This is a genomic window from Chryseolinea soli (assembly GCF_003589925.1).
Taxonomy (GTDB): domain Bacteria; phylum Bacteroidota; class Bacteroidia; order Cytophagales; family Cyclobacteriaceae; genus Chryseolinea; species Chryseolinea soli.
Genome location: NZ_CP032382.1, coordinates 7,101,486 through 7,124,365 on the forward strand (window position 1 = coordinate 7,101,486; position 22,880 = coordinate 7,124,365).

Consider the following 22,880-nt stretch of genomic DNA (forward strand, 5'->3'; position numbering starts at 1 on the left):
TCATATTCCACGAACTTCTTCTTTAATTCCGTAACTTTGCCGATCACAAGAACGTTGACCCTCAATGAGTTTTTTGCGCGCCCTCATTTATTCCGGAGCTGGTTTTGCCAAGTCGCCCCCCGACAAGCGCGGCGTTCTCCTTTCGAATGCCATTGCCCTTATTCTCTTTTCCTTAAGTCTCGTCGCTACCTTCTTTTATTTCATTTGGTACGGTGGCAACATCGTGACCTACCTGATTCCAGTGATCGGCGCCCTGGCCTTGGTGGTGATCATCCTAAACCGGGGAGGCTATATCAACTTTAGCCGGATCTGGATCAGCCTGCTTAGCCCTACGGTCGTGATGGCATTGTCCATCTATTCCAAGTGGGTCTACTACGAAGAGCAGGAAGAGTTGGACTATTTTACCTTTCGCATAGTGGTACTGGGATGCTGTGTCATTCCGTGGATGCTGTTCTCGTTCCGGGAAAAGACGCTGCTCTCCGTTGCCGCCCTCGGTGGATTTGCCGTGCTCATGGCCCACGACCCGCTGCACAGCTTGTTTGGTGTGCCCTATGCGCAGGACCGGCTAAAACTGATGAACTATCACTTCACCAATGTCGTGATCGTGATCACGTATTTCATCATGACCTCCAGCCTGGGATTTCTCAAATGGCTTTCGGAAAAGAATGAGGCAATGAACGAAGAGCTGATCGTAGACCTCAACCAGGTCAACTTCCAATTACTGGAACGCAACGCTGAGATCGAAGCCCAGAATGCAGAGATCCAAGCACAAAGTGAAACCCTGCAAGTGAACCAGGAAAAGCTCATCGACGCCAACCGGCTCATCGAAGAGCAACGGGGCAGGCTATTCAACAAGAACCAGGAACTGGAGTCGGAACTGATCCGGAAGAATAAAGACCTGATGGAAACCAATGCGGAGTTGGTGAAGCACAACAACGAACTGCGCCAGTTTTCCTTTACCGTATCACACAACCTTCGCGGCCCGGTGGCCAGCCTGTTGGGTTTGCTGAAATTCATCAAACCCGAAAACATTCCCAGCGACGCGGCCGAGGTCTTTGCCCACATCAAGTCCTCCACCCTGCGCCTGGACGAGATCATCCGGGAACTCAGCAAGATCATCGACATCCGCCAGGACATTTTTCAGATCCGTCAAAAGATCCACCTGTCTGCTGAACTAAATCACATACACAAAATCCTGGAGAAAGAGATCACGGCCCACAACGTCCACCTCAACATCGATGTCGATCACTGCCCCGTGTTGTATTCGGTGAAGCCCATGGTGCACAGCATTCTGTATAACCTCATCAGCAACGCCATCAAGTATCGTTCGTCCGACCGCGTGCCGGTCATCGAAGTGAGCAGCGCGGAAGAGCCGCGTTATTTTGTGATCCGTGTCAAAGACAATGGCCTGGGCATTGACCTGAAGACGCATCGCGAAAACATGTTCAAGCTCTACCGCCGTTTCCATCACCACACCGAAGGGAAAGGTCTGGGTCTCTACCTGGTGAAATTGCAATGCGAAGCCTTGGGCGGAACCATCGATGTGCAAAGTGAGCTGAACAAGTTCACCGAGTTCACCGTCCACCTGCGCAAGCCCGAAAATGTGAAACGGCAAATGCTGCTGGACGAACCCTATGCCAAGATCTTTTTCGACGCCACCGTCAATTCCACCGGCGTGATCTGGCGCGGCCCCATCAGCAGCGAACAATACCGGATGGTATTTTCCAAAGCGCTGGAGTTCCTGCAAGTCTACAACACGCCCAACTGGATGTCGGACGTGGTCCACCAGGGACCGATCGCACCGGAAGACCAGGCTTGGTTGTTCCAGAACATCATCCCCGAAGCTTCGCGCAACGGCCTCCGCCGCATTGCCTTCATCCGCCCCGACGCCCACGACGAGCGTGTGATCTCCTACCTTCAGAACATCCAATCGGAGGTCAAGCAACTCAACATTTCTTTCCGGCCCTTCCCCTCCATGGAGGAAGCATTTGACTGGATGATGCAGGAAAATGAAAAAGCTACCTTATATTCGTAGCTATGCTTGATCGTTTACTCGAATGGGATAAGGAGCTTTTCTTATTCTTCAATGGTTTGCACGCGCCGTGGCTCGACCCCATCATGTTGTTTTTCACGGAGACCTTTGTGTGGCTTCCCCTCTATCTCTTCCTGCTTTACCTGGTGATCCGCGACTATAAAAAAGATTGCTGGGTACCCTTGCTGGGCATTACCATCACCATCTTGCTGTGTGACCAGATCACTTCTGGTTTTATGAAGCCCTTCTTTGAACGGCTCCGGCCGTCGCAGGAACCTTCGCTTGCCGGACTGATCCATTTGGTGGATGGGTATAAAGGGGGCCTGTATGGATTTGCCTCCAGTCACGCAGCCAACACCTTGGGCACGGCCACGTTCTTTACGTTGCTGTTCCGTCCAACCAAACCCTGGATCACCTGGCTGTATCTCTGGGCCTTTGCCATGACCTATACACGTCTCTACCTGGGCGTTCACTATCCCGGCGATATTTTGGTGGGCGGTGTGATCGGCATTACCTGCGGATGGGTCGGCTACGCCGTTCAAAGCGCCGTGATGGAGCGTGTAGAAAAGAAAAGAACTCCGCCACTGTTGTGAGGAGTTCTTTCCGGTGAGGCTTCGCCGGAGATCCGGCCGTCCTTCTCAATTGAATATTTTTCCCAGCATGCCACCCAGGTCACCCGAACCCTGCGATGAAGATCCACCCGTGACCTTACCCATCAGATCGCCGATGTCCAGGCCGCCGTTGCCGCTGAACGAGCGCATCATGTTCTGCAGGTCGAAGTCCGAGTCGTTCGGGTCGTTGGTTTTGTTGATGAACTGGTTCATCACCTGCGGGATCAAACTTCCTGCAATGCTTTGAGCCGCCTGAGGCGACACACCAAATTTAGAAGCAAAGCTGCCGGCGATGTTGGTGATCATTTGCGCGACCATTGGGTTGCCCGCCAGCGAACCCGACGAGCCACTGAACATCGCGGTCACTTCCTGAAAGTTGCCCTGGCCTACCTGGTTTTGCAGGCCGCCAAAGATCTGCTGCGCCACCTCCTGGATGGCAGAGCTGTTGAACTGGTCGGGCACAGCCTTGTTCTGCACAATCGTATCCCCGGCATGTTGTTCCACGAGTTTGATAAGTTGATCGATCATAACGTCTGAGGGTTTTGTTTCTATGAAGGTAGAGAAACCCCGCCTATACCCGGCACCAAAATCAATTCTTTAACAAACGCTTGACATACTTCCCGATGATATCGAATTCAAGATTCACGGTGTCGCCCACTTTGAGCTGATGAAAGTTGGTGTGCTCGTGGGTATAAGGGATGATGGCCACCCTAAACCGGCCTTCCTCGCTGTTGTAGCAGGTCAGGCTCACGCCATTCACCGCGATGGAGCCCTTCTCGACAGTAACGTTTCCCTGCGAAGCATCATACTCGAAATCGAAAAGCCAGCTCCCGTTGTCCTCCGCGATGGCCTTTACCGTGCCGGTCTGATCCACGTGACCCTGCACGATATGACCGTCGAAGCGGCCGTTGTTGAGCATGCAGCGCTCGATGTTCACCTTATCGCCGGCCTTCAGACGGCCCAGGTTGGACTTTTGGAGGGTTTCGTGGATGGCGGTCACCCAATAGGCGCCGTCGTCAATTTTCACCACGGTGAGGCAAACGCCGTTGTGGGAAACACTTTGGTCCACCCGGAGTTCATGGCTCAGCGTGCTGGCGATCTTAAAATGGGTGTTGGCATTTTCCTGCTCCCGAGCGGCCACGTGGCCCAGGGTCTCGATAATTCCTGTGAACATAGATTGTTGTTAACGCGCCAAAAGTAGAAAGAAGCGCTTTATGTTGAAAACCCGGGCATTTTCAGGATGGTTCATGGGGCCGGGAGTGTTTCCGGTAGAAAAATATTTTGGTTTATATTATAAACTAGTTTACGTCGTAGCCGTATATTTACCCAACAACATGAAATGAAGCGCATTCCTGCTTGAATCGGCCCCTTCATCCCAGGCTCGAAGCGGAAGGCTCATGCAACAAAAGAAAGACTGCTATGAAACCAACGACGAAGCCCTTACCACTCAGCAAAGCCTGGACATCATCACGGAAATGATCAGCCTCACCAAAGGCAACGTCCGGAACAACAGTGTTTACTTCCTGCTTTGGGGATGTGTGATCGCCCTGGCCAACCTGGGCATGTTTGCGTTGCTTCTGGCGGACTATTCGCGTCCCTATGTCGTTTGGTCCATCGCCATTCCAGCGTGGCTGATAACGATCTATATGGCTTACCGGCAAGGACGGAAACAACGCATGGCCACCCACCTCGATCGCATCCACCTGTGGATGTGGCTTTGCTTTGGGGTGGTCATTTTCACGTTGGTTGGCTTTGGGAGATCCATCAACTACCAGCTCAATCCCGTCGTCCTGCTCATCAGTGCGCTGCCCACCCTGCTTTCGGGTGTGATGATAAAATTCAAACCGCTCATGGTGGGTGGGATCTTTTTCTGGGCCTGTGGCTTGCTGGCCTTTGTGGTGGGAAGCCCCTGGCAATTCCTGGTGGGCGCCGTAGCGGTGACAGTGGGTTATATCATTCCCGGCATACTGCTGCGCAAAAAAGAAGCCTGACGCTATGTTCAAGGACCTCGACCCGCTTTTGCATGCCCAGCTGCGACTGGCGGTCATGTCGTTGCTCATGAGTGTGGCCTCGGCAGAATTTACCTACATCCGCGAAAAGACCAATAGCACGGCCGGCAACCTTAGCGTGCAGCTCGACAAGCTTTCGGCCGCGGGCTACATTGCCGTGGAGAAATCTTTTAAAGGAAAGAAGCCCTTGACCACTTGCACCATCACCAAAAAAGGGATCAAGGCTTTCGAAGACTACGTGAACACGCTGAAGCAATACATTCACAACCGTTGACCGGCCTGCACCGGATTCAACACGCATCCAAAATCAAATCATTGTTTTATCACTAAGATCATCGCTATGACCAATGCCACGGAACGAAAAATATTACGCTGGGTTCACATCATCGCCAGCATTCCCATCATCGGCTACATCTATGGGCCTGTGGCCGAGCGGCCCGAAGCGGTGATCGTGGTCCGCTTCATTCTCTTCCCGGCCGTGGTGCTCACGGGGCTGTGGATGTGGAAAGGTCTGTGGTTGAAAAATTGGTGGAAGAAGAAAATGCAGACGGCCTCACGTTGACTTTTATAGGTGAAGTTTTTTAACGGATGCTTCACACGCGAACATTTCCCGCGAACATTTCCATTCTACGTGCATTTTGTACCTTTATCCCCATGGACTTTGGAAAAGTAGAGAACGAAGACATCAGCCAGGTGGACTTCCGCCTGCCTCCCGATGCGGAAGGCACCGGCACGATCCTAAAAAGAAATAAAGCGTTGGGTCATACGCCCCAGATCTTTGTGGGCTGCGCCAAGTGGGGCCGCAAAGATTGGGTGGGAAAGATCTATCCCCTCAAAACCAAGGAGGCAGATTTTCTGAATCACTATGCCAAACATTTCAATTGCATCGAGCTGAACGCCACCTTCTATCGCATGCCCACATTTTCCCAAACCCAAGGCTGGGCCGCCAAGGTGGGCGACGATTTCAAGTTCTGCCCCAAGTTCACCGACCAGATCACCCACATCAAAAGATTGAAAGATGTAAAGGAAAAAACCGACCAGTTCCTGGAGGGCGTCAGCGGTTTTGGAAAAAAACTCGGGCCACTCTTTCTCATGCCTCACCCCGGCATGGCTCCCAAAACACTGGACACGATGGAGGCCTTCATCCAGTCACTACCCAAAGATCTCGATCTTTTTGTCGAGCTGCGCCACCCGCAGTGGTTCAGCGAAGCCGACGCCAACACCGCCGTATTCAATATGCTGGAACGAAACCACACGGGCTCCATCATCACCGACGCGTCCGGAAGAAGAGATTGCGTGCACATGCATCTGTCCACCCCCGAAGCCTTCATCCGCTTCGTAGGTAACGGCCTCCATCCCACCGACTACACGCGCATCGACGACTGGGTGCAACGCATCAAGGCCTGGATGGAGCAAGGCATCGAAAAGGTCTATTTCTTTATGCACCAGCACGAAGAACTGCACTCGCCCGAACTTAGCAAATACCTGATCCAGCAACTCAACAAACACTGCGGCACACAAATCCCAGAACCCGTTTTTGTAGAAGACATCGCGCCGGTAGCGGACCTGTTTGGCGCCGCACCATCGGACAAGAAAACGGCAGTCAAAAAAACAGCATCAAAAAAGAAATCATAACTGCTTCCTCCTTCAAATAAAAAAGCCTTTCCGCATGACGTCACACGGAAAGGGCTTTTATTTTATCATTTAAAACTAGATCGCGCGCAGCGACACCTTTCGAGATTTCCCCGAAGCATCGTAGATCACCACCTCTTTTACCTTGGATGACACCGACAGCTTGCGTGAAGATTGCGACAGATAGCCTGCTCCATAATAAAATTCCACGCGTTGTTTCCGTCCATCTTCGAGGGTCAACTCAGCCCAACGGTCGTTGGGCTCAACGGCTACCACGTGCATCGGCACCGTGGGCTTGCGCGTGAACACCGCCAGGCTGTCGCGGTTTTGCGAGGCCAGGAAGACCTCGGTGTCTTTTGCACCATAGAGTTTCACCAGGGCCTTGGCATCACCATGCGTGTAGAATCCGCTCTTTGCAGAGGGAAGCGTATGAAATCCACCTTTGCCATCGCCCAGTAAGACGAGACCCGTGAAGGCATCGTAGCGACCGATGAACACCTCGTTGCCATAGTCATTGCCCACCATGATCACGTCGGTGTTGCCGTCGCCGTTCACATCGTCGGCTACGAGGCCGTTAACGGGAGCCACCTGCACGAGTGTGGGCAGGGCGTGCACGGCGAAGGTTCCGTTGCCTTTGTTTTCGAGATAGCTGGAGGCCATGTCGTTTGCATCCAGGACCATGGCGTCCTTCAGATCATCCGCCGTAAGCACCTGGTCGGCGGTGGCTTTGCTATATTGCTTATAGCGGGAGTATTTGTTTCTGAACTTGGGGCTTTGCGAGTTCAACTCATCCCAGAAATGCACGGGATACAACTTCTTCTCTTCGCTGTCCATCGACACGCGCATGTAGCACGCCAACACGGGATCCACACTGCCGTTGCCGTCGAAGTCTTTGGCAAAGAGTTTCAGTGGCGTTTCGTTGGTCACGTGGAAGGCATTGTTTTCTCCCAGGTTGCCCACGACATAGTCCGTATCACCATCGTTGTCGAAATCGGCGGCGGCGATGCTATTCCACCAGCCCTTGTGTTGTTCAGCACCGGAAGCATCTATTTTCGTCAGCGTTTTTCCATTGTTCTTGAAGAAGGTCGGCGCCATAAATTCACCCACCACCAGCAAGTCTTCTTTTCCATCTTTGTCGAAATCGGTCCACAACGCATCGGTGATCATGCCGGCAAATGCCAAGGCTTCGCATACCTCGTTGGTCACGTCGGTGAACTTGCCTTTGTCGTTCCGCAGCAAGTAGCTCTGGGGTGGTGTCGGATATTGCGAGGGCACGACCCTGCCGCCGACAAAAAGATCGAGATCGCCGTCGCCATCAAAATCGGCGGCGCGCACGCAGGAGCCGCTCGCTTTTATTTCGGGCAGCGCATCTTTGCTTTGGGTGAAGACGCCCTTCCCGTTGTTCAGGTACAGTCGATCCTGATAGGAATTCACATCGGCCTGACCTTCCCAACTGCCGCTCACGATGTAGAGATCCAGGTCGTGATCGTTGTCGGCGTCAAACAGCAACAGGCCTTCATCTTCTTCGCGCTTCAGTTCATTTTTTTCGTTTTTCACCGTCGGTGCAAAGGTGCCGTCGGGTTTCTGAAGATATACTTGCGCGTTGAAGTAGGTGGAGCCGCCAACAATAAAATCTTCCCGGCCATCGCCGTTCACATCGCCCACGGACAAACCGGGACCGGCTTGCGAAAATTTATGCGGGATGGTGCGTTGCAGGTTGAAGTCAATAAAATCTTCTTCCGGATGTTTGAACAAAATATTCAGTTTCTTATCGCTCTTTTGGAACAGCGTTTCCGCCAAAGCGGGTGATGCCGTCTTCGCTTCTTCTTTTTTATCCGGCGCATAGGCGATGGCCAACACCTGGTTGGTTTTCACATCGCGCACGAGTTGACTGCCACCGTCGGGCCATTCCACCACCACGGAATCCACCGAAGCCGTCGAGTCGAGCCCAAAGTGCAACGTCTCTTCCACCGACGACAGGAAGCCGCGGTAAACTGACTCTTCACTGTATTGCATTTTGCCACCACCATAGCGAAGCGTCACTTTTGCGCCGATGCCGGCGGGGTTCTTTTCTGTTCCCTTCAATTTGATGCGAAGGAAATTCATTTTGCTTTTCTTTTCCTTTCCTGCGTACAAGGTATTTTCATACAACATCGCCTTGTCGTTGATGCTGTTCACGACATAGTCCAGGTCGCCGTCGTTGTCAAAATCCGCAAACGCGGCGCCGTTGGAGAACGAAGGCTTGTCGAGGCCCCAGGTTTTGGTGACGTCGCTAAACGTGAGATCACCGTTGTTTTTAAAAGCATAGTTGGGAATGCGGACGATGGGAATGGAATCGATCAGGCTGCGGTTGCTGGCGACGTTGCCCACATCGGCACGGTAGTTGGCAAAGTCCTTGTCAGTAATGTCTTTGGGAAACCCGTTTGTAATGATAAGATCCTTATTACCGTCATTATCGAAATCGGCAAACAAAGGCGACCAGCTCCACTCGGTTTGGTAAACGCCCGAAAGCTCGCCCACCTCGCTGAACTTGATGTGCTTGTCGGCACCGTTGTTCAGCTGCAGCATGTTCCGCACGTATTGGTATTCGTATTTAAACTTTTCGTTGTTCAGGTAGTTCTGATAGCTTTTGTTGCCGATCGTTGTTTTTTTCCGGGCGCTGGTCTCCGGCAACATATCGAGCGTGATGATCTCGGGCAAGCCGTCGTTGTTGATATCGGCGGCATCGTTGCCCATGGAAAACTGGCTGCTGTGGCCGATGTAGTCGGCAGTAGCGTTCGCGAATTTTCCGTTTTGCTGATTGATGTAAAGAATGTCGTTCGACAAATAATCATTCGACACGTAAATGTCCGGCCATCCATCTTTGTTCACGTCGGTGATGGCCAGGCCCAGGCCAAATCCCTCCCACAAAATACCGGCCTCCAGTGTCACGTCGGTGAAGGTGCCGTTGCCCTCATTCCGGTAAAGTTTGTCGTTGTTGGGGGATGAGCCGTCGGTGATCTTTGGACGGTAGTTGGTGGGCGTGTTGTTGATCTTCTCGTTCACCAGCACGTAAAGGTCCAGGTCGCCGTCGCGATCATAGTCGAAGAAGGCGGCCATCACACTGTGACCGTTATAATCGATCTTGTAATCGGCAGCCATTTCCTTGAAGGTAGGCTCGCCGTTTTTGGCGGCTCCCTGATTGACCAGGAGCAGATTCTTTCGCATTTCCGCGTCGGGATTTGCCGTAGCGCAAACATAGACATCCATCCACCCGTCGTTGTTGATGTCTACGACGGCCACGCCCTGGTTCCACCGGCCCTTTTTACCGTTCACATTGGCATTTTCCGTAATGTCCTTGAATTTAAAACCGCCTTGGTTTAGGTAGAGCCGGTTAGGCTCCTGGTTTCCGCTAAAGAAAACATCCTGCAGGCCATCGTTATTAAAATCCGCGACACCCACGCCCCCACCGTTGTAGATGTATTCGTACGTAAAAATGTTAAAACTGTCGGACTCCGCTACGGTATTGACAAATTCGATACCGGTATCCTCGGAAGATTTCAGCTGAAAAAGGGTATTGGGGTTGGTTGGGGTCTTGCATTGTGTCAGGGTCACACAGGCGAGCGAGAAGAGGATCGAGCCTCGCAAAAGTCTTTTTCTCATAGGGTATACATAAAAAAGTAAGGCCAATTTACATTGGCCTTACTTAAAATCAGATAATTAAATCAATTAATATCCACCAGGGTTCTGCTTCAGGATATCCGGTGTTTGGATATCGATCTGAGCTTGCGGAATAGGCAGCAACTCGTCCTGATCTTTGGTGAACTTGGCACCGGTGAATGCGCCCGAAGGGATCTTCGGTGCTTCATAAGTCAGGTAAGCGTTGATGTCGTCGATGCCATAGGTCGGCGTGGCGCCGAAGCTCCAACGCATGAGGTCAAAGAAGCGGTGACCTTCACCAGACAATTCGAGTTTACGCTCCATGCGGATGTTTTCACGTGCATCGGCTGCAGTAGCGAAATCGGCGGCCGTGTAGAGCGCGATTTGGTAGTCTGCTGCGGGCTTGGTGTAGTCCATCACAGGATTTAGGTAGTCGGTAGTAGCTCCTGCGTTGAAGAGACCCATCACGAAATCGGCAGGGTTCTGTGCACGGGTGCGTACCTGATTCACGTAGTCCATCGCTTTGGTCAGCGAGCCGCCAGCAGCTTCCACTTCGCATTCGGCTGCCATCAGCAACACGTCCGAAAAGCGGATGATGTTCACGTTGATGGCGGTGTAGCCCGGGGTCCAGGAACTGTTGTCTTGGTTGGTGCCTTTATCGGTCTTGTAGTATACATACTTCTTGGTTTGATAAGGACCGGCGTTGGGCTGGTTGCGGATCCAGGCTTTGCCTGGGAAAGGCTTCCAATCCAGGTACTGGATGTAACGGCGACCGATGGTGTGATCGAGACGCGGATCGACAGGACCAGCATCAGGCGTAAACGGATCCTTCGATTCGAGACCCATATCGGTTTTCAGTTCGTTGGCCGGGAGGTCGTAAGCGCGGTTCTTCAACGGCAGACCAGCTGCGGTACGGAACGTGTTACCCATTTCGATTGTAGGTTGGAAGAACGAGCAGCAGTTACCCGGACCGTCAGGACCTGTGTTGTAGGGCCAGTTCAAGTCGAATTCAGGGTTGGCGTTGTTCACGCTACCAGTGTTGGCAGCCGATTGGTATGCCCAAACTGACTCTGCACTGTTATCATTCGACGCTTTGAAGACGTCGCTGAAATTGGGCAGCAATGCGTACTTGGCGCCTTTGGTGGTTTTACCGTTGGCAATCACGTCGTCGAATATTGCTTTGGCAGCATCGAACTTGTGTTGATATAACAAAATCTTGGCCATGTAGGTTTTGGCAGCCCAAGAGTTTACGCGACCAGCTTCCGACCAGGTTTCAGGCAGGTTGTCGATGGCAAATTGCATGTCCGCTTCGATCATGGGCCAAAGGTCCTTGTCGTTGCCTACCAGTTCGATACCTTTTTGATAGTCAACGCTTTCATCAACATACGGTGTGTTGTTGAAGCCTCTCTTCAATTCGAAATAGAAGTGTGCTCTCAGGAAACGTACCTGAGCCTCCACTTTTACTTTCTGTGCTTCAATGGCTGCAGAACCTTTTGCATCCGTTTTGGGCAAGATCCGCATTGTGGCGTTGGCACGGGCCACACCTTCATACAAACCGTTGTATTTGTCGCTGATGACACCTTGCGTTGACTGAGCTTCAAAACGTTGGATAGGGTTGATATCGGAATAGTCGCCAGGGTCTGTACCCTTGTTGTTTTCACCACCTCTGATACTACCCCATACCCAGTTGGAAGGGCTGGCCATCCGGTTGCCCCGGCCGTTGACTTGTGAATAAACGGCTATAAGCGAAGCTTCGATCCCTTGTGGGGTTGCGAGCAAATCCTCGTTCAGCGAGCCTGTGGGCGGCACTTCCAGGAAGCTATCCTTGCAAGCATAGAGCAAGAGCAGCGCTAACAGAACTGATCCTAGTGCCCTTGTTTTAAGTGTATTTTTCATAGCTATATGTCTTATTTATTGAAATTAGAACGCCAGGTTTAAACCACCTGTATAACCTCTTGTTACGGGATAGTTTCCAACGTCAATACCGAAGTTGGTATCAGCAGCACCACCTACCGCAGGGTCGAGACCGTTGTAGCCGGTGATGGTGAACAAGTTGTTGGCCGAAACAAAGAACCGGAGCTTGGTCATCTTGAATTTCTCCAGCAATGCAGTAGGCAGGTTGTAGCCTAATGTAACGTTCTGCAGACGCAGGTAAGAACCGTTTTCAACATAGAACGAACTGGATTGTGTGTTCGTGCTGAAGTTGGAAGCCGATTCGAAGATCGGAATAGTCGCTCCGGTGTTGGTCGGCGACCAGGAATCCTTCACGCGGTTGCTGATGGCTGCACCTTGGAAAGAAGGATAGAAATCGGTGAACCAGCGCGATACGTTGAAGATCTTGTTGCCCAACGAAGTATACAAGTACGCTGTCAGGTCGAAGTTCTTGTAACGCAGGGTGAAGTTCATACCGCCGGTGAACTTAGGCACAGGGCTGCCGAGGAAGGTCCGGTCGGCATCGTTGATCACACCGTCGTTGTTGATGTCCTTGTAGCGGAAGCGACCAATATCTGCACCAGATTGCGTGGCAGCGGTGCTAACTTCTTCCGAGCTTTGGAAGATACCTTGTACTTGGTAACCAAAGAAGGCAGAGATCGACTGACCGAGTTGGTTGCGGATCGGGTTGATGCCGCGGAAACCAGGGTTTACAGTGGTCATGTATTTCTGACCGCCGCCGATCTCCGTGATCTCATTGTGCAGGAAGCTACCGTTCACGTTCACTTCATAGCTCAAGCCAGAGGTAATGTTACCCTTGTTGCCCAAGAAGATATCGATACCCTTGTTCTGCATTTTGGCCACGTTCACATAAGGAGGGGTAGCGTTGTAGCCCACGGTGGCCGGCAGAGGAAGTTGATACAGGAGGTCCTTGGTATCTTTCTTCCAGAAATCGATGATCACGTCCAGTTTGCCACCAAACAATTGACCGTCGATACCGATGTTGGTCGTAACAGCCGTTTCCCACTTGGTGTCTTTGTTACCGATAGACGTGCGATAAAAACCTGTGGTTGCCGAGCTGTTGCTGCCGGAGATGTCGTAAGACGAATTGCCTACGTTACCACCGTAGAGTGTATACTGGTTGTTTTTGTTATACTGCACGATCGGGTTGGAGTTACCCATCGTACCGTAACCACCGCGGATCTTCAAGTCGCTGATAAAAGAAACAGATTGCATGAAGGGTTCCGCTGAAATACGCCATGCTGCGGACACAGCGGGGAAGGTACCATAGCGATGGTTTACACCAAATACCGATGAACCGTCACGACGCAAAACACCAGTCAAAATATATTTCTCTTTGAAGGCATACTTCACTTGTCCGAAATAAGAAGACATGTTTGCACCGTTGTCATAGTAACTGCCTGCTTGACGCGAATTGGTGTTGGTGGTGTTGATGAAGTTAGGATCCCATGAGAAGGGGTTCAAGCCCGATTCGTTGTCATCCCAGCCTTTGCCGGTGTTCAAAGCTTCCTGGCCTACGAGAACATCGATCCCGTGGTCACCGAAAGTCTTCTTATAGTTCGCTGTGTTGGTAAAGGTCCAACCGAACCGATAGCTACCGCCTTCTGAGTATCCGAAAGCCGAGTTGTTTTCGGAGTTTTCATATTGCCAGCGGCTGTAGTTGTGAGCGCGGTTTTGGTAGTAGTTACCGCCGATGCTGGTGCGCAGCGTCAGGCCGGGGATCACATCATATTCCAAGTATATGTTACCAAAGGCCATCGCTTGATACGCCGTGTTGTTGGCTTGTCCGTCGCGTGATGCTACAGGGTTTCTGGGGTTGTTGAAGCCTTTTGCAGCCGTACCGGCGTAACCGCCGAATTCGTCATAGATGGGGATGATGGAAGGCATCCGGAAAGCAGACAAGATATCGTTTTCGTCTGCGGAAATACCTCTACCGCCATCACCACCGGAAAGACCGAGGCGTTGCAGGTAGGTGAACTGGAGGTTTTCACCAAGGCGCAGGTTAGGCAGCACGTCGAATTCAGAGTTCGCGCGAGCAGCATAACGTTTGAAGCTGTTGTTCTTCAAAATACCTTGCTGGTCTTGTTGGCTCAAACCAATGTAGAAGCGGTGTGTTTCGCCACCACCGCTTACGCCGATGGTTTGACGAACGATGGGTGCCGTGCGCGTAATGGCCTTGTACCAGTCGGTGCCTTGCTTGTTGGCTTTTACCACCTGGTAGATAGAACCGTTGCGCGGGTCAATGTTGTATTTCAATTTCTCTGCAGCCAAGTCCACCGAACCGGTTACGCCAGCAGCACCGCCTACGTTAATGTAGTCAGGAATGACGGGTGTAAGGCCACCGCCAAACTGAGGGTGATTAAATTTCGCAAATGCTGTAGCATAATCAGGGGCAACACCACCTGCCCGGGCGTTCGCGTCTTCAGTATTTCGGATAGCATTCCAGGTCCAATCGGCAAAATCCGTCGGATTCATCATGTCCTGTCCTTTACCGGGCGTGGAAACACCGGCCATCAGGTCATAGGTAACGGCCAGCTTTTGGCCTTTTTTACCTTTCTTAGTAGTATACACAATCACACCGGCAGCAGCACGAGCACCGTAGATAGAAGCGGAGCCGGCATCTTTCAGTACAGTTGTTGTTTCAATGTCATCAGGGTTGATGAAAGAGATATCGAGGGTCGGCACACCGTCTACAATGTAGAGGGGTTGGTTAGCACCAAAACCGCCGAAACCACGAACGCGCACCTGGCTGGTAGTACCCGGTTGACCGTTGGAAATAACCGTCACACCGGCCACGCGGCCTTGCAACAGCTGTTCAACGTTACCAGTAGGGGTAACCGTCAAATCTTTCGTCTTCACCGTAGAGACCGAACCGGTCAATTCGCGGCGTTTGTCGAAGGAGTAACCTGTTACAACAACTTCATCCAGGGAAGTGAGGTCAGGTTGAAGATTCACTTCGATGCTTGTTTGAGAGCCTACCTGAACTTCTGTAGTTCCGTAGCCCACAAACGTGATCAGCAGAACGGCATCGTTGCCGGGAACAGACAAACTGAATTTTCCTTCGGAGTCTGAAACCGTTCCTTTTGCAGTCCCTTTCAGGATAATGTTTACGCCGGGCATAAAATTCCCGCTTTCATCGGCTACAGTTCCCGTCACAACCCTTTCTTGTGCCAGGGCGACTGAGGCCAGCATTAGCATGACTGCCAATGACAAACTCACCCTCTTGTAGAGTTTTTTCATAATCATAGTTTGGGTTAAAAATTAATTGGTTGATAGAAATTCTGCAGTTTCCTGATAATCCTAAGATTATTTCGTCCATGCATTCTTCGAATGTAGATATTTTGGGCTGGTATCGATTGAAAACCGGGATTATTTTTTTCCGCAAACGTTTACACAATCGATTACGGTTTCGGTGTAGGTGCAAATGTTGGCGGGCACAGCTTTGGCGAATGTGTCAAAACCACACTTTCCAGGGGATGTCTGCCGTTCTTCAAATCCTTACCGCCTATCACGCCGCAAGTCCGTTATAAGTGTTATTTTGAGCCGATTTTGAGTATGATGCTTTTCGAAAAATACCCCGTACACCTTACTAACTCCCTCACAGGCAGGAAAGAACGCCTGGAAACGATCGTCCCTGGCCACCTCGGCATCTATGTATGCGGCCCCACGGTCTATGGCGACGTGCACCTGGGCAATGTGCGTACGTTCATGATGTTCGACCTGATAACACGCTATCTGCGGTTCCTTCAATACCGTGTCCGCTATGTGCGAAACATCACCGATGTCGGACACCTGGTGAACGATGCGGACGAAGGCGAAGATAAAATCGCCAAAAAGGCCCGTGCAGAGCAACTGGAGCCCATGGAAGTGGTCAAACACTATACCGACGGCTTCCACCATGTGATGCGCCAGTTCAACATCCTCCCTCCCAGCATCGAGCCCTCGGCAACCGGTCATATCGTAGAACAGATCGAAATCGTGAAAAAACTTTTAGAAAACGGTTTCGCTTACGAAGTGAATGGCTCCGTCTATTTCGACGTGACCAAGTATAATAAAGACCATAACTACGGCATCCTCTCCGGCCGCGTGCTGGAAGACCTCATGGAAAGCGGACGGAAACTGGACGCGCAGGATGAAAAGCGCAATAAAGTGGACTTTGCGCTCTGGAAGCGCGCTTCCGCCTACCACATCATGCGCTGGCCCTCCCCGTGGGGCGAAGGCTTTCCGGGCTGGCACATCGAATGCACCGTGATGAGCACCAAATACCTCGGCGAGACGTTCGACATCCACGGCGGTGGCATCGACCTGAAGTTTCCCCACCACGAGTGCGAGATCGCCCAAGCCGTGGCCGCCACCGGCAAAAGCCCTGTGAACTATTGGATCCATGCCAATATGCTTACGGTGAACGGACAGAAAATGAGCAAATCGCTGGGCAATTCCTTTTTGCCCCGGGAGTTGTTTGAGGGAAGCCATGCCCTGCTGGAAAGAGGCTACGGCCCCATGACGGTGCGCTTCTTTATGCTGCAATCACACTACTCCAGCACACTCGACTTCTCTAACGAAGCACTCGGCGCCGCCGAGAAAGGATTCAAGAAGCTGTCGAACGCGATGGTGATCCTGAAGAAGCTGTATCACCCCGGCGCCGCATCGCCCGACAAGATCCTGACCGAAACGCTCGCACAATATACCGAGGACCTCTACGCCAGCATGAGCGACGATTTCAATTCGGCCCGCACACTGGCTGTGCTCTTCGAGATGGCCTCGCGCATCAACGACTTCAAGTCCGGCAACGTGTCGCTGAGCCTGGTGGATGCAGACACCTTTGAGCAATTCAAGCTGTCCTACATCGGCTTTATGGAGGACGTGCTCGGTCTCAAGGAAGAGGAAGAACACAACCACGACCTGCTCAATAACGTGATCGGGGTGCTGATCGACCTGCGCAAGAAAGCGCGCCAAGACCGCAACTTCCCCCTGTCGGACAAGATCCGCGACGATCTGAAAAAGATGGGCGTGCAACTTATGGATGGCAAAGAAGGCGAGATGAGTTACACCATCGACTGAACTACCTTTCGGATGCGCCTGTTTGAATAAGAGGTTTTGACCACGCGGATGCTGAAGAAAATATTCATACTGCCCATACGATTCTACCAGGTTGCCTTATCGCCCTTGTTGGGTACACACTGCCGGCACACGCCGAGTTGTTCGCAATATGCCGTGGAGGCGATCCAGGAATGGGGTGTGATCAAGGGCATTTGGCTCGGCACGAAGCGGATCGCACGGTGTCATCCCTGGGGGACACACGGCTATGACCCGGTGCCGAAGCGACCGAAGCATTGAATTTTCGATGGGATATTTTTTTAACTTCGTTGTATACCACGTTTTTTAACTTCGTTATATGCTACCTGACAAAAACGAGCTGGCAAAACGCTACGCGAATCTCCCAAACGATCAATTGCTGGACATTCTCTATCACCAGGATGATTACACCGCCGAAGCGATCGAGGCGGTGAAGGCTGAAATCAACACCCGGAAAATTGGCGTGGATGAACTGGAGACCTTCACAGTCGAAAAGAAAGTCAGCAAGATCATCAACGAAGAAAATGCCCGCGCCCCACTTTCTTTGAGAGCCAAATTATTTTTCTTTTTTGCGTGGTTCGTACCCGTTGCCCCGTTGGCCTTTGGCATGAACTATCGCGAGGATGGGTTTACTACAAAACTGTGGCAGAGCAGATTCTTTCGAATCACAGGAGTGGTTTCGCTCATCGTGAGTGCATTGCTCTCCGTTTGGCTGGAACTGGGGGACCCTGGCGCCTTTGGGTTGTTGGCCGTATTGTTTGGTGTTTCCTATAGTTTGGATCCAAAGAAAAAAATGACCGTTGAATCGGAGACTTGACCATTTTTCACTCCCCAATCTCCCGCAACAAATCTTCCAGTTGAACGGTGACATTCACATAGCATCGATATACCCACCGGGCGAAAACGAAAAAGAATACAAATCCCAACGGCAAGTACCAAAGCCATGTTCCGGTTTCGATGTGGGTTTTGCCCCCCATCATCCGGACGGAGACGGGCAACGCCACCACCAGCAAGACAAAACCAAGATAGAAGCTGAGTCTCTGTATGGATAGTAGCTTGCGTTTGGCATGCGCATACTGGAGCAATACGTCCTTGTAGTTGCTTGCTTTAATGTCCACACGCCCTACCTGGCGGATGGACCACAGCGAAAGAACCGGCAACACCGAAAGAATGGTCGCCGAGGCGATGGCGCAGGCGAGCAGAAAGGGAGTTTCGAATTTGTTGAGGCTAAGCAGGATAAGCAAGACCATGATAAAACTCAGGGCAGTGCTTATCAGCTCAGGCGTTCTAATTTTGCTTAGCTTTCTTTGATATCGTTCTTGGGTCATCATCATGATCATTTTGTCGGTCAATTTTTTTTGTCCCTCCAGCTTTGCGGACATCTCGGTCCAAAGGTTTTTCATTTCATCCAGTTCCATAGTGCTAGTCTTTTAGCTGCGACCTCAATTTGTCTTTGATCCTGCTCAGACGGGTGCCCACGTTGGTAGCCGTGAAGCCGGTGATGGCGGCGATTTCTTCATAGTTCTTTCCCTCCAGGTGCAGCAGCACGATCCCCTTTTCGATGGTGCTCAGTTTTCTGATCTGGCCGTACAGCTGTGTCAGTCGTTCTTCCATGGCATTGTCGTCTTGGTCGAACCGGTTTATCACGGCCTCGCCGATGGCCACCCGGGCACCCCTCTTTTTCTCCTTGCGCAAATGCGTGATGGAGGTGTTCAGGGCAATGCGGTAAATCCATGTGCTGATCTTCGACTCGCTGCGAAACGAATCGAACGATCGCCAGAGTTGATAGACAATCTCCTGGTAAAGATCCTTTTGATCATCCCGATCCGCGGCATACAGGATCGCGATCTTGAAAATGATCCCTTCGCTCTCCTTTATGACCCGGATAAACTCACTTTCGTTTGGCATCGGAAGAAATTACGAAGGATTAGTTGAAGGCGGGGTAAAAAAATCACACGGAAGGAAAAAAATATTGAGGAACGTCGCCTTTGTTGGTAAGGAACACAAACAAAGGCGAGCGCTTAGTGTGTTTTCCCTCCTTTTATCAACACCACCATCTGCTCTGCCACCCACTGTGCCGAACCGGCGAATGCTCCCGTGACCAATCGATTTTTGGAGTCTATGATTTGGTTGAGCTCTTTGTTGCCATAGGTTTCGGCCGTACATACCGTAAGCTTTGCGCCACGACGCGCCAGGACCTCCTGCATGTCGAAGGCGAGCAGCTTACCATATTGGGAGATGTCCATGAATTTTTTCTCTGCCCATTGTGGGAAGCAGGTCATCGATTTGTTTTCTACCAGGTAAGCGCCGTTGTGCAGTTGCACGTTGATCAGCGAAGCTGCACCATGACCGGCCGTTCCTACCACACCACCACGCTCGTAAATGGCGGCGGCAAGCCTCGCGATACGCTCGTCGTTCACCACGTCAAAATACTGGCCATGTCCGCCGGGATAGAATACGGCGACGTACTCCTTTGAATTAACCTGGGTGGGTGAAAGCGTGGCCGAAGTTTTCGAGATGAACGCGTCGCTGTTCTGAATAAGTATTAAATCCTCGGCTTCGTTAGGGCGTTGATACAGGGCGGCCTTTCCCCCTTTGGGCGTCACAATGTCCACCGTGTAGCCTTGATCGGTGAAGTATTTAAAAGGATATGCGATCTCCCGGAGAAACGTGCCGCTTTGGCTTGCTCCTACTGAATCAACATTGGTGGAAACAATCAGAACCTTTTTTACCTGGGCCGTACTATAAAGGGTCAGTAGACTAAGGCCCAATACCATCAGGAGTTTGCAAGGTGTTGCTAACGTGGTTTGTTTTTTTGATGTCATGTTTTGAGGGTTAAGCGAGGGTATACGGGCGGGAGCTGATGAAAGATTGTTAACGGGTTGTTAACGCTACAAAGAAGGAATGTTTAGCGCTTGTGTTCTGCAACGGGGTTGGACAGCGTTCGAAGCTGAGTTGCTTGGTGGGGATACTAGCAACCCGTGGGGAATACCAAACAATAGTTGACGACGAAAAACAACCGGGGCCACTATCGGGCCAATCAAATGCAGGCCGGTTGGCGGTCAAAGACTGCGGTCATCGTTAGGCACAAATGTGCACACATGCGCCGGTCAATTCCGGATGATCTCTACTTCGATCCTGTCGTTGGCGTTGGCGTTCTCGTAGATGGCCAGCATGGCTCCATAGCCCTTGGTGGCAATGCGGTTGGGCGCGATGCCTTTGCTTACCAGGTAGGCCTTTACTATCTCGGCTTGTTGCCGGGATAGTTCAGTGGCTGAGCCGTGCGTGGCACGATTGTTTGCAGGGTCAAGCGCAAAGAAGTTGGCGCTGCTGCCTTTGGTGATGATTTCTCCGGACGCATCGCTTTGCGTGTGACCAAACAGTCTGATCTTACAACGCGGATTGGCCATGAAATTTACCAACTCCAAAAGTTCGGCTTCCGAAGCAGGTGTGAGGATGGCAGAGTGCTCAAAGAATTTTATATGCTCGAGTTCGATATAGTCGCCGCGGTTGACGGGAACAAGTTTTATGGGGACGATCACTTCCTGCTCCTCTCCTATCGATGCACCTTTGATACTTTTTAAAGGATCGGCAAAATTGATCGTCCGCTTTGCCAGCTTATAACCGATCAGGTTACATACTACCACCAGCTTGCCCGTGGCGGGGGCGGGAACGGAAACCTTTTCGTTGGCCGGGTACTGCTCCACCCGATCGTCTGGTTCTTTGTCCAACAGGTGTACAGGTCCGGATACCGATGTGTTAGCAGTACCACTGGTCAATTGAAAGACAAATGTTTTTACGGGAAGTGCGACAGCGGTGGAGAGCGTGTCGGTGGCCGGTGCCTTGCCGATGGCCGCGGTGTCTGCCGCTGGCTGTTCGTCGATGGGCACGTTGCCCGTGTCGTGGGCTTCCTGTCTTTCTGCTTCCGCTGTGGACTCTGCTACGCCACTGCCTTCGAGCGGACCGTTGTAGATCCAGGCCTTTTTGAATTCCGTTTCGAGTCTTAGCCGGTAGGTCGTTTCGCGGGCTTGCTGTTTGTCTTTTGTTACCCTTACATAGACGTAATACAACTTGCGGTTCGCGTTGAAGGCATAGCGCGCCGGAAAGTTAAGTTCGTGCACATGGGTTGTGAAATGTTCGGCATTTGACTGTGAGGCAAACCCTCCGACAACTACATAATAGTAAGGATATGATTGGCCCTGGGCCTGTGAACGGTTTATGGCAACCGTTGCAAACATGACTACTATAAAGAAAGCGTTCCGTATCCCGGAAACCTTAAGCCTGATCCACTTCATTTGACGCCCAAAGCTAAATAAAACTAAAAAGAATAAAAGTGTTTGGAGATGCTGATTCCGAATATTTCATGCGCAGCCATTGGGGGCGAGGAAAAAAACAGGCACGACATTGATAAAGCTGAATAATCATAATATATAAGCGTACTACAAAAACTTCCACTAAAATCTTTTGCGATCTACAAAGCTCTGAGAGCCGTTAACAACCCTATCGCTACACTTGAGCTGTTTAACAAATCATTACCTATCTTAACACATCATTACCCATCTCCTGCTCTGTTTGCTCTCGCAAATTGCTTCTTTAATTGACGACCTTGAAAAAAAGTAACCTGGGTTAATCCCATACCCTTTCTATAACATGGCTCATATATTCTCATCGTTTACCGTGAGGGCTTGAGTCGATCCAAACCGATAACGTCTCGAACACCCCTTGAGGTCAACGCATTCGGGCGCACGGGAAATAGCTTTGGATTTTTGCTTACGGTACTGCACTATATATATGAGTTGAAACATTGCTTCTATATTCATCTCCCTTATGACGATGCTAAATAGCAAGCTTTACCTCACGTTAAGGCTGGACTACCAATCCAATCAACATCTTCGCAAGTAAGGTATTGCCCGCATTTTAGGGTGTAAGCATAGAAGTTGACGACGCCAAGTCCTTATTTGACCATCCTTCGGGGTCCAGCCCATACGTTCGAACCTCATCGACAGGCACTTAATATCCTCAAAATAGGCCCCTGTATGGGCAAACACCTTTGTTGAAGGGATCCGGGGTGGCTTTGCGGCGCTATTTTGGGCTTACCCGTGTAGGTATTTCCCCTATTCTCTTCAAAATCATGGTTTTTGATCCATTCTATTTGTACTGTTAAAACAAAACAAATCTTATGAAGAAGTTTACAACAGTCCTTTGCATCATGTTTTTTGCAAGCGTTGGTGCTTTTGCCCAAGGCGTTAGCGGTGGTATCAAAGCTGGTCTTAACCTGGCCAACCAGACATACTCCAGCAGCGGCTACACCACAAGCCCCAGCTTTTTGCCTGCTCTGCACGGTGGCGTTTACCTGACCGCCATGTTCTCGGAACACCTCGGCCTCCAGCCTGAAATTCTTTATTCCGGACAAGGCGCTAAGTCGGGTGATCTCAAACTCAAGATGGCCTATATCAACGTTCCCGTGTTGGTTCGTTACAACGTAAACAGCCTGTTGAGCTTCCACGCTGGTCCTCAATTTGGTGTCCTCGCATCCGCGAAAGACAAAGATTCCTCTGGCTCGACCGACGCCAAGGATCAATTCAAGAGCACCGACGTTAGCGTTGCTGCCGGCATTGGCATTGATCTGCCCATGAAATTGAATTTCTCTTTCCGTTTTGTGAAAGGTCTTAGCGACATCGCCAACATTGACGACAACACGTACAATGTAAAAGCAAAGAACTACGCCCTCCAGTTTTCGGTAGGCTACAAATTGTTTGGCAAGTAATTGTGCTCGATCCTCTCGGAAGAGAGGTGAGTATCGTTGATCTGTTAATATGGAACGGCCGTGCGTCTTATCGCACGGCCGTTTCTATTTTATATGCGTTCCAAAAAATGGCGGCGACGGAAATGCGCTCGTAAGCCCTCCTCCCTGAGAAAAAGATCACA

General features: G+C 51.1%; 19 protein-coding genes. 10 read left to right on the forward strand and 9 right to left on the reverse strand.

Annotated features, from left to right (window positions below; all coding sequences use genetic code 11):
• Positions 1–64: 64 nt before the first annotated feature.
• Together D4L85_RS29460 and D4L85_RS29465 are read left to right on the forward strand one after the other, a co-directional pair.
• On the forward strand, positions 65–2,035 hold the full coding sequence (locus D4L85_RS29460; RefSeq protein WP_119757712.1) for a sensor histidine kinase: 1,971 nt from the start codon (positions 65–67) through the stop codon (positions 2,033–2,035).
• A gap of 2 nt (positions 2,036–2,037) precedes the next feature.
• Positions 2,038–2,625: a phosphatase PAP2 family protein gene (locus tag D4L85_RS29465; RefSeq protein WP_119757713.1), complete on the forward strand. Its 588-nt coding sequence runs from the start codon at positions 2,038–2,040 to the stop codon at positions 2,623–2,625.
• Between the two features lie 45 nt (positions 2,626–2,670).
• Here the strand turns inward: D4L85_RS29465 and D4L85_RS29470 are convergent, their stop codons facing one another.
• A complete protein-coding gene (locus D4L85_RS29470; RefSeq protein ID WP_119757714.1) occupies positions 2,671–3,171 on the reverse strand; it encodes a DUF937 domain-containing protein in 501 nt (166 codons plus the stop codon).
• Positions 3,172–3,232: 61 nt separating this feature from the next.
• On the reverse strand, positions 3,233–3,817 hold the full coding sequence (locus D4L85_RS29475; RefSeq protein ID WP_119757715.1) for a riboflavin synthase: 585 nt from the start codon (positions 3,815–3,817) through the stop codon (positions 3,233–3,235).
• 223 nt (positions 3,818–4,040) lie between these two features.
• Here D4L85_RS29475 and D4L85_RS29480 point away from each other — a divergent pair, with 223 nt between their 5' ends.
• The 4 genes from D4L85_RS29480 (at position 4,041) to D4L85_RS29495 (ending at position 6,287) form a co-directional block, all read left to right on the forward strand.
• Entirely contained in the window at positions 4,041–4,634 is a 594-nt protein-coding gene (locus D4L85_RS29480; protein WP_119757716.1) for a hypothetical protein, read from the forward strand.
• Between the two features lie 4 nt (positions 4,635–4,638).
• Positions 4,639–4,926 (forward strand): winged helix-turn-helix domain-containing protein, encoded by a 288-nt coding sequence (locus D4L85_RS29485; protein WP_119757717.1) that lies wholly within the window; start codon positions 4,639–4,641, stop codon positions 4,924–4,926.
• Positions 4,927–4,992: 66 nt separating this feature from the next.
• Positions 4,993–5,214, forward strand: a complete 222-nt coding sequence (locus D4L85_RS29490) for a hypothetical protein (RefSeq protein WP_119757718.1) — start codon at positions 4,993–4,995, stop codon at positions 5,212–5,214.
• 92 nt (positions 5,215–5,306) lie between these two features.
• A complete protein-coding gene (locus D4L85_RS29495) occupies positions 5,307–6,287 on the forward strand; it encodes a DUF72 domain-containing protein (protein WP_119757719.1) in 981 nt (326 codons plus the stop codon).
• Positions 6,288–6,362: 75 nt separating this feature from the next.
• Here the strand turns inward: D4L85_RS29495 and D4L85_RS29500 are convergent, their stop codons facing one another.
• The 3 genes from D4L85_RS29500 to D4L85_RS29510 all read right to left on the reverse strand — a co-directional run bounded on the left by D4L85_RS29500 (position 6,363) and on the right by D4L85_RS29510 (position 15,122).
• Positions 6,363–9,926 (reverse strand): VCBS repeat-containing protein, encoded by a 3,564-nt coding sequence (locus D4L85_RS29500; RefSeq protein ID WP_228450673.1) that lies wholly within the window; start codon positions 9,924–9,926, stop codon positions 6,363–6,365.
• 66 nt (positions 9,927–9,992) lie between these two features.
• Positions 9,993–11,819, reverse strand: coding sequence for a RagB/SusD family nutrient uptake outer membrane protein (locus D4L85_RS29505; RefSeq protein WP_119757720.1), 1,827 nt, complete (start codon positions 11,817–11,819; stop codon positions 9,993–9,995).
• 24 nt (positions 11,820–11,843) lie between these two features.
• Positions 11,844–15,122, reverse strand: a complete 3,279-nt coding sequence (locus tag D4L85_RS29510; protein ID WP_418219840.1) for a SusC/RagA family TonB-linked outer membrane protein — start codon at positions 15,120–15,122, stop codon at positions 11,844–11,846.
• Positions 15,123–15,431: 309 nt separating this feature from the next.
• Between D4L85_RS29510 and cysS the strand changes: the two genes are divergently transcribed.
• Genes cysS through D4L85_RS29525 form a run of 3 tightly spaced genes read left to right on the forward strand, consistent with a single transcriptional unit; the run spans position 15,432 to position 17,769 of the window.
• Positions 15,432–16,937 (forward strand): cysteine--tRNA ligase, encoded by a 1,506-nt coding sequence (gene cysS / locus D4L85_RS29515; RefSeq protein ID WP_119757722.1) that lies wholly within the window; start codon positions 15,432–15,434, stop codon positions 16,935–16,937.
• Positions 16,938–16,985: 48 nt separating this feature from the next.
• Entirely contained in the window at positions 16,986–17,213 is a 228-nt protein-coding gene (gene yidD, locus D4L85_RS29520) for a membrane protein insertion efficiency factor YidD (protein ID WP_119757723.1), read from the forward strand.
• 58 nt (positions 17,214–17,271) lie between these two features.
• Entirely contained in the window at positions 17,272–17,769 is a 498-nt protein-coding gene (locus D4L85_RS29525; protein WP_119757724.1) for a hypothetical protein, read from the forward strand.
• 7 nt (positions 17,770–17,776) lie between these two features.
• On the opposite strand, the gene D4L85_RS29530 is transcribed toward D4L85_RS29525, so the two are convergent.
• The 4 genes from D4L85_RS29530 to D4L85_RS29545 all read right to left on the reverse strand — a co-directional run bounded on the left by D4L85_RS29530 (position 17,777) and on the right by D4L85_RS29545 (position 21,247).
• Positions 17,777–18,370, reverse strand: a complete 594-nt coding sequence (locus D4L85_RS29530) for a hypothetical protein (RefSeq protein WP_119757725.1) — start codon at positions 18,368–18,370, stop codon at positions 17,777–17,779.
• A 4-nt stretch (positions 18,371–18,374) separates the two neighbouring features.
• Complete coding sequence (locus D4L85_RS29535; protein WP_119757726.1) at positions 18,375–18,860, reverse strand: RNA polymerase sigma factor; 486 nt, start codon at positions 18,858–18,860, stop codon at positions 18,375–18,377.
• Positions 18,861–18,973: 113 nt separating this feature from the next.
• Positions 18,974–19,777: a type 1 glutamine amidotransferase domain-containing protein gene (locus D4L85_RS29540; RefSeq protein ID WP_119757727.1), complete on the reverse strand. Its 804-nt coding sequence runs from the start codon at positions 19,775–19,777 to the stop codon at positions 18,974–18,976.
• A gap of 285 nt (positions 19,778–20,062) precedes the next feature.
• Complete coding sequence (locus D4L85_RS29545) at positions 20,063–21,247, reverse strand: OmpA family protein (protein ID WP_119757728.1); 1,185 nt, start codon at positions 21,245–21,247, stop codon at positions 20,063–20,065.
• 884 nt (positions 21,248–22,131) lie between these two features.
• Between D4L85_RS29545 and D4L85_RS29550 the strand changes: the two genes are divergently transcribed.
• Complete coding sequence (locus D4L85_RS29550; protein ID WP_119757729.1) at positions 22,132–22,719, forward strand: porin family protein; 588 nt, start codon at positions 22,132–22,134, stop codon at positions 22,717–22,719.
• Positions 22,720–22,880: the final 161 nt, after the last annotated feature.

Coding starts and splice junctions, on each gene's coding strand:
- D4L85_RS29460 (WP_119757712.1), top strand. CDS start 65: ATGAGTTTTTTGCGCGCCCTCATTTATTCCGGAGCTGGTTTTGCCAAG.
- D4L85_RS29465 (WP_119757713.1), top strand. CDS start 2,038: ATGCTTGATCGTTTACTCGAATGGGATAAGGAGCTTTTCTTATTCTTC.
- D4L85_RS29470 (WP_119757714.1), bottom strand. CDS start 3,171: ATGATCGATCAACTTATCAAACTCGTGGAACAACATGCCGGGGATACG.
- D4L85_RS29475 (WP_119757715.1), bottom strand. CDS start 3,817: ATGTTCACAGGAATTATCGAGACCCTGGGCCACGTGGCCGCTCGGGAG.
- D4L85_RS29480 (WP_119757716.1), top strand. CDS start 4,041: ATGCAACAAAAGAAAGACTGCTATGAAACCAACGACGAAGCCCTTACC.
- D4L85_RS29485 (WP_119757717.1), top strand. CDS start 4,639: ATGTTCAAGGACCTCGACCCGCTTTTGCATGCCCAGCTGCGACTGGCG.
- D4L85_RS29490 (WP_119757718.1), top strand. CDS start 4,993: ATGACCAATGCCACGGAACGAAAAATATTACGCTGGGTTCACATCATC.
- D4L85_RS29495 (WP_119757719.1), top strand. CDS start 5,307: ATGGACTTTGGAAAAGTAGAGAACGAAGACATCAGCCAGGTGGACTTC.
- D4L85_RS29500 (WP_228450673.1), bottom strand. CDS start 9,926: ATGAGAAAAAGACTTTTGCGAGGCTCGATCCTCTTCTCGCTCGCCTGT.
- D4L85_RS29505 (WP_119757720.1), bottom strand. CDS start 11,819: ATGAAAAATACACTTAAAACAAGGGCACTAGGATCAGTTCTGTTAGCG.
- D4L85_RS29510 (WP_418219840.1), bottom strand. CDS start 15,122: ATGATTATGAAAAAACTCTACAAGAGGGTGAGTTTGTCATTGGCAGTC.
- cysS (WP_119757722.1), top strand. CDS start 15,432: ATGATGCTTTTCGAAAAATACCCCGTACACCTTACTAACTCCCTCACA.
- yidD (WP_119757723.1), top strand. CDS start 16,986: ATGCTGAAGAAAATATTCATACTGCCCATACGATTCTACCAGGTTGCC.
- D4L85_RS29525 (WP_119757724.1), top strand. CDS start 17,272: ATGCTACCTGACAAAAACGAGCTGGCAAAACGCTACGCGAATCTCCCA.
- D4L85_RS29530 (WP_119757725.1), bottom strand. CDS start 18,370: ATGGAACTGGATGAAATGAAAAACCTTTGGACCGAGATGTCCGCAAAG.
- D4L85_RS29535 (WP_119757726.1), bottom strand. CDS start 18,860: ATGCCAAACGAAAGTGAGTTTATCCGGGTCATAAAGGAGAGCGAAGGG.
- D4L85_RS29540 (WP_119757727.1), bottom strand. CDS start 19,777: ATGACATCAAAAAAACAAACCACGTTAGCAACACCTTGCAAACTCCTG.
- D4L85_RS29545 (WP_119757728.1), bottom strand. CDS start 21,247: ATGAAGTGGATCAGGCTTAAGGTTTCCGGGATACGGAACGCTTTCTTT.
- D4L85_RS29550 (WP_119757729.1), top strand. CDS start 22,132: ATGAAGAAGTTTACAACAGTCCTTTGCATCATGTTTTTTGCAAGCGTT.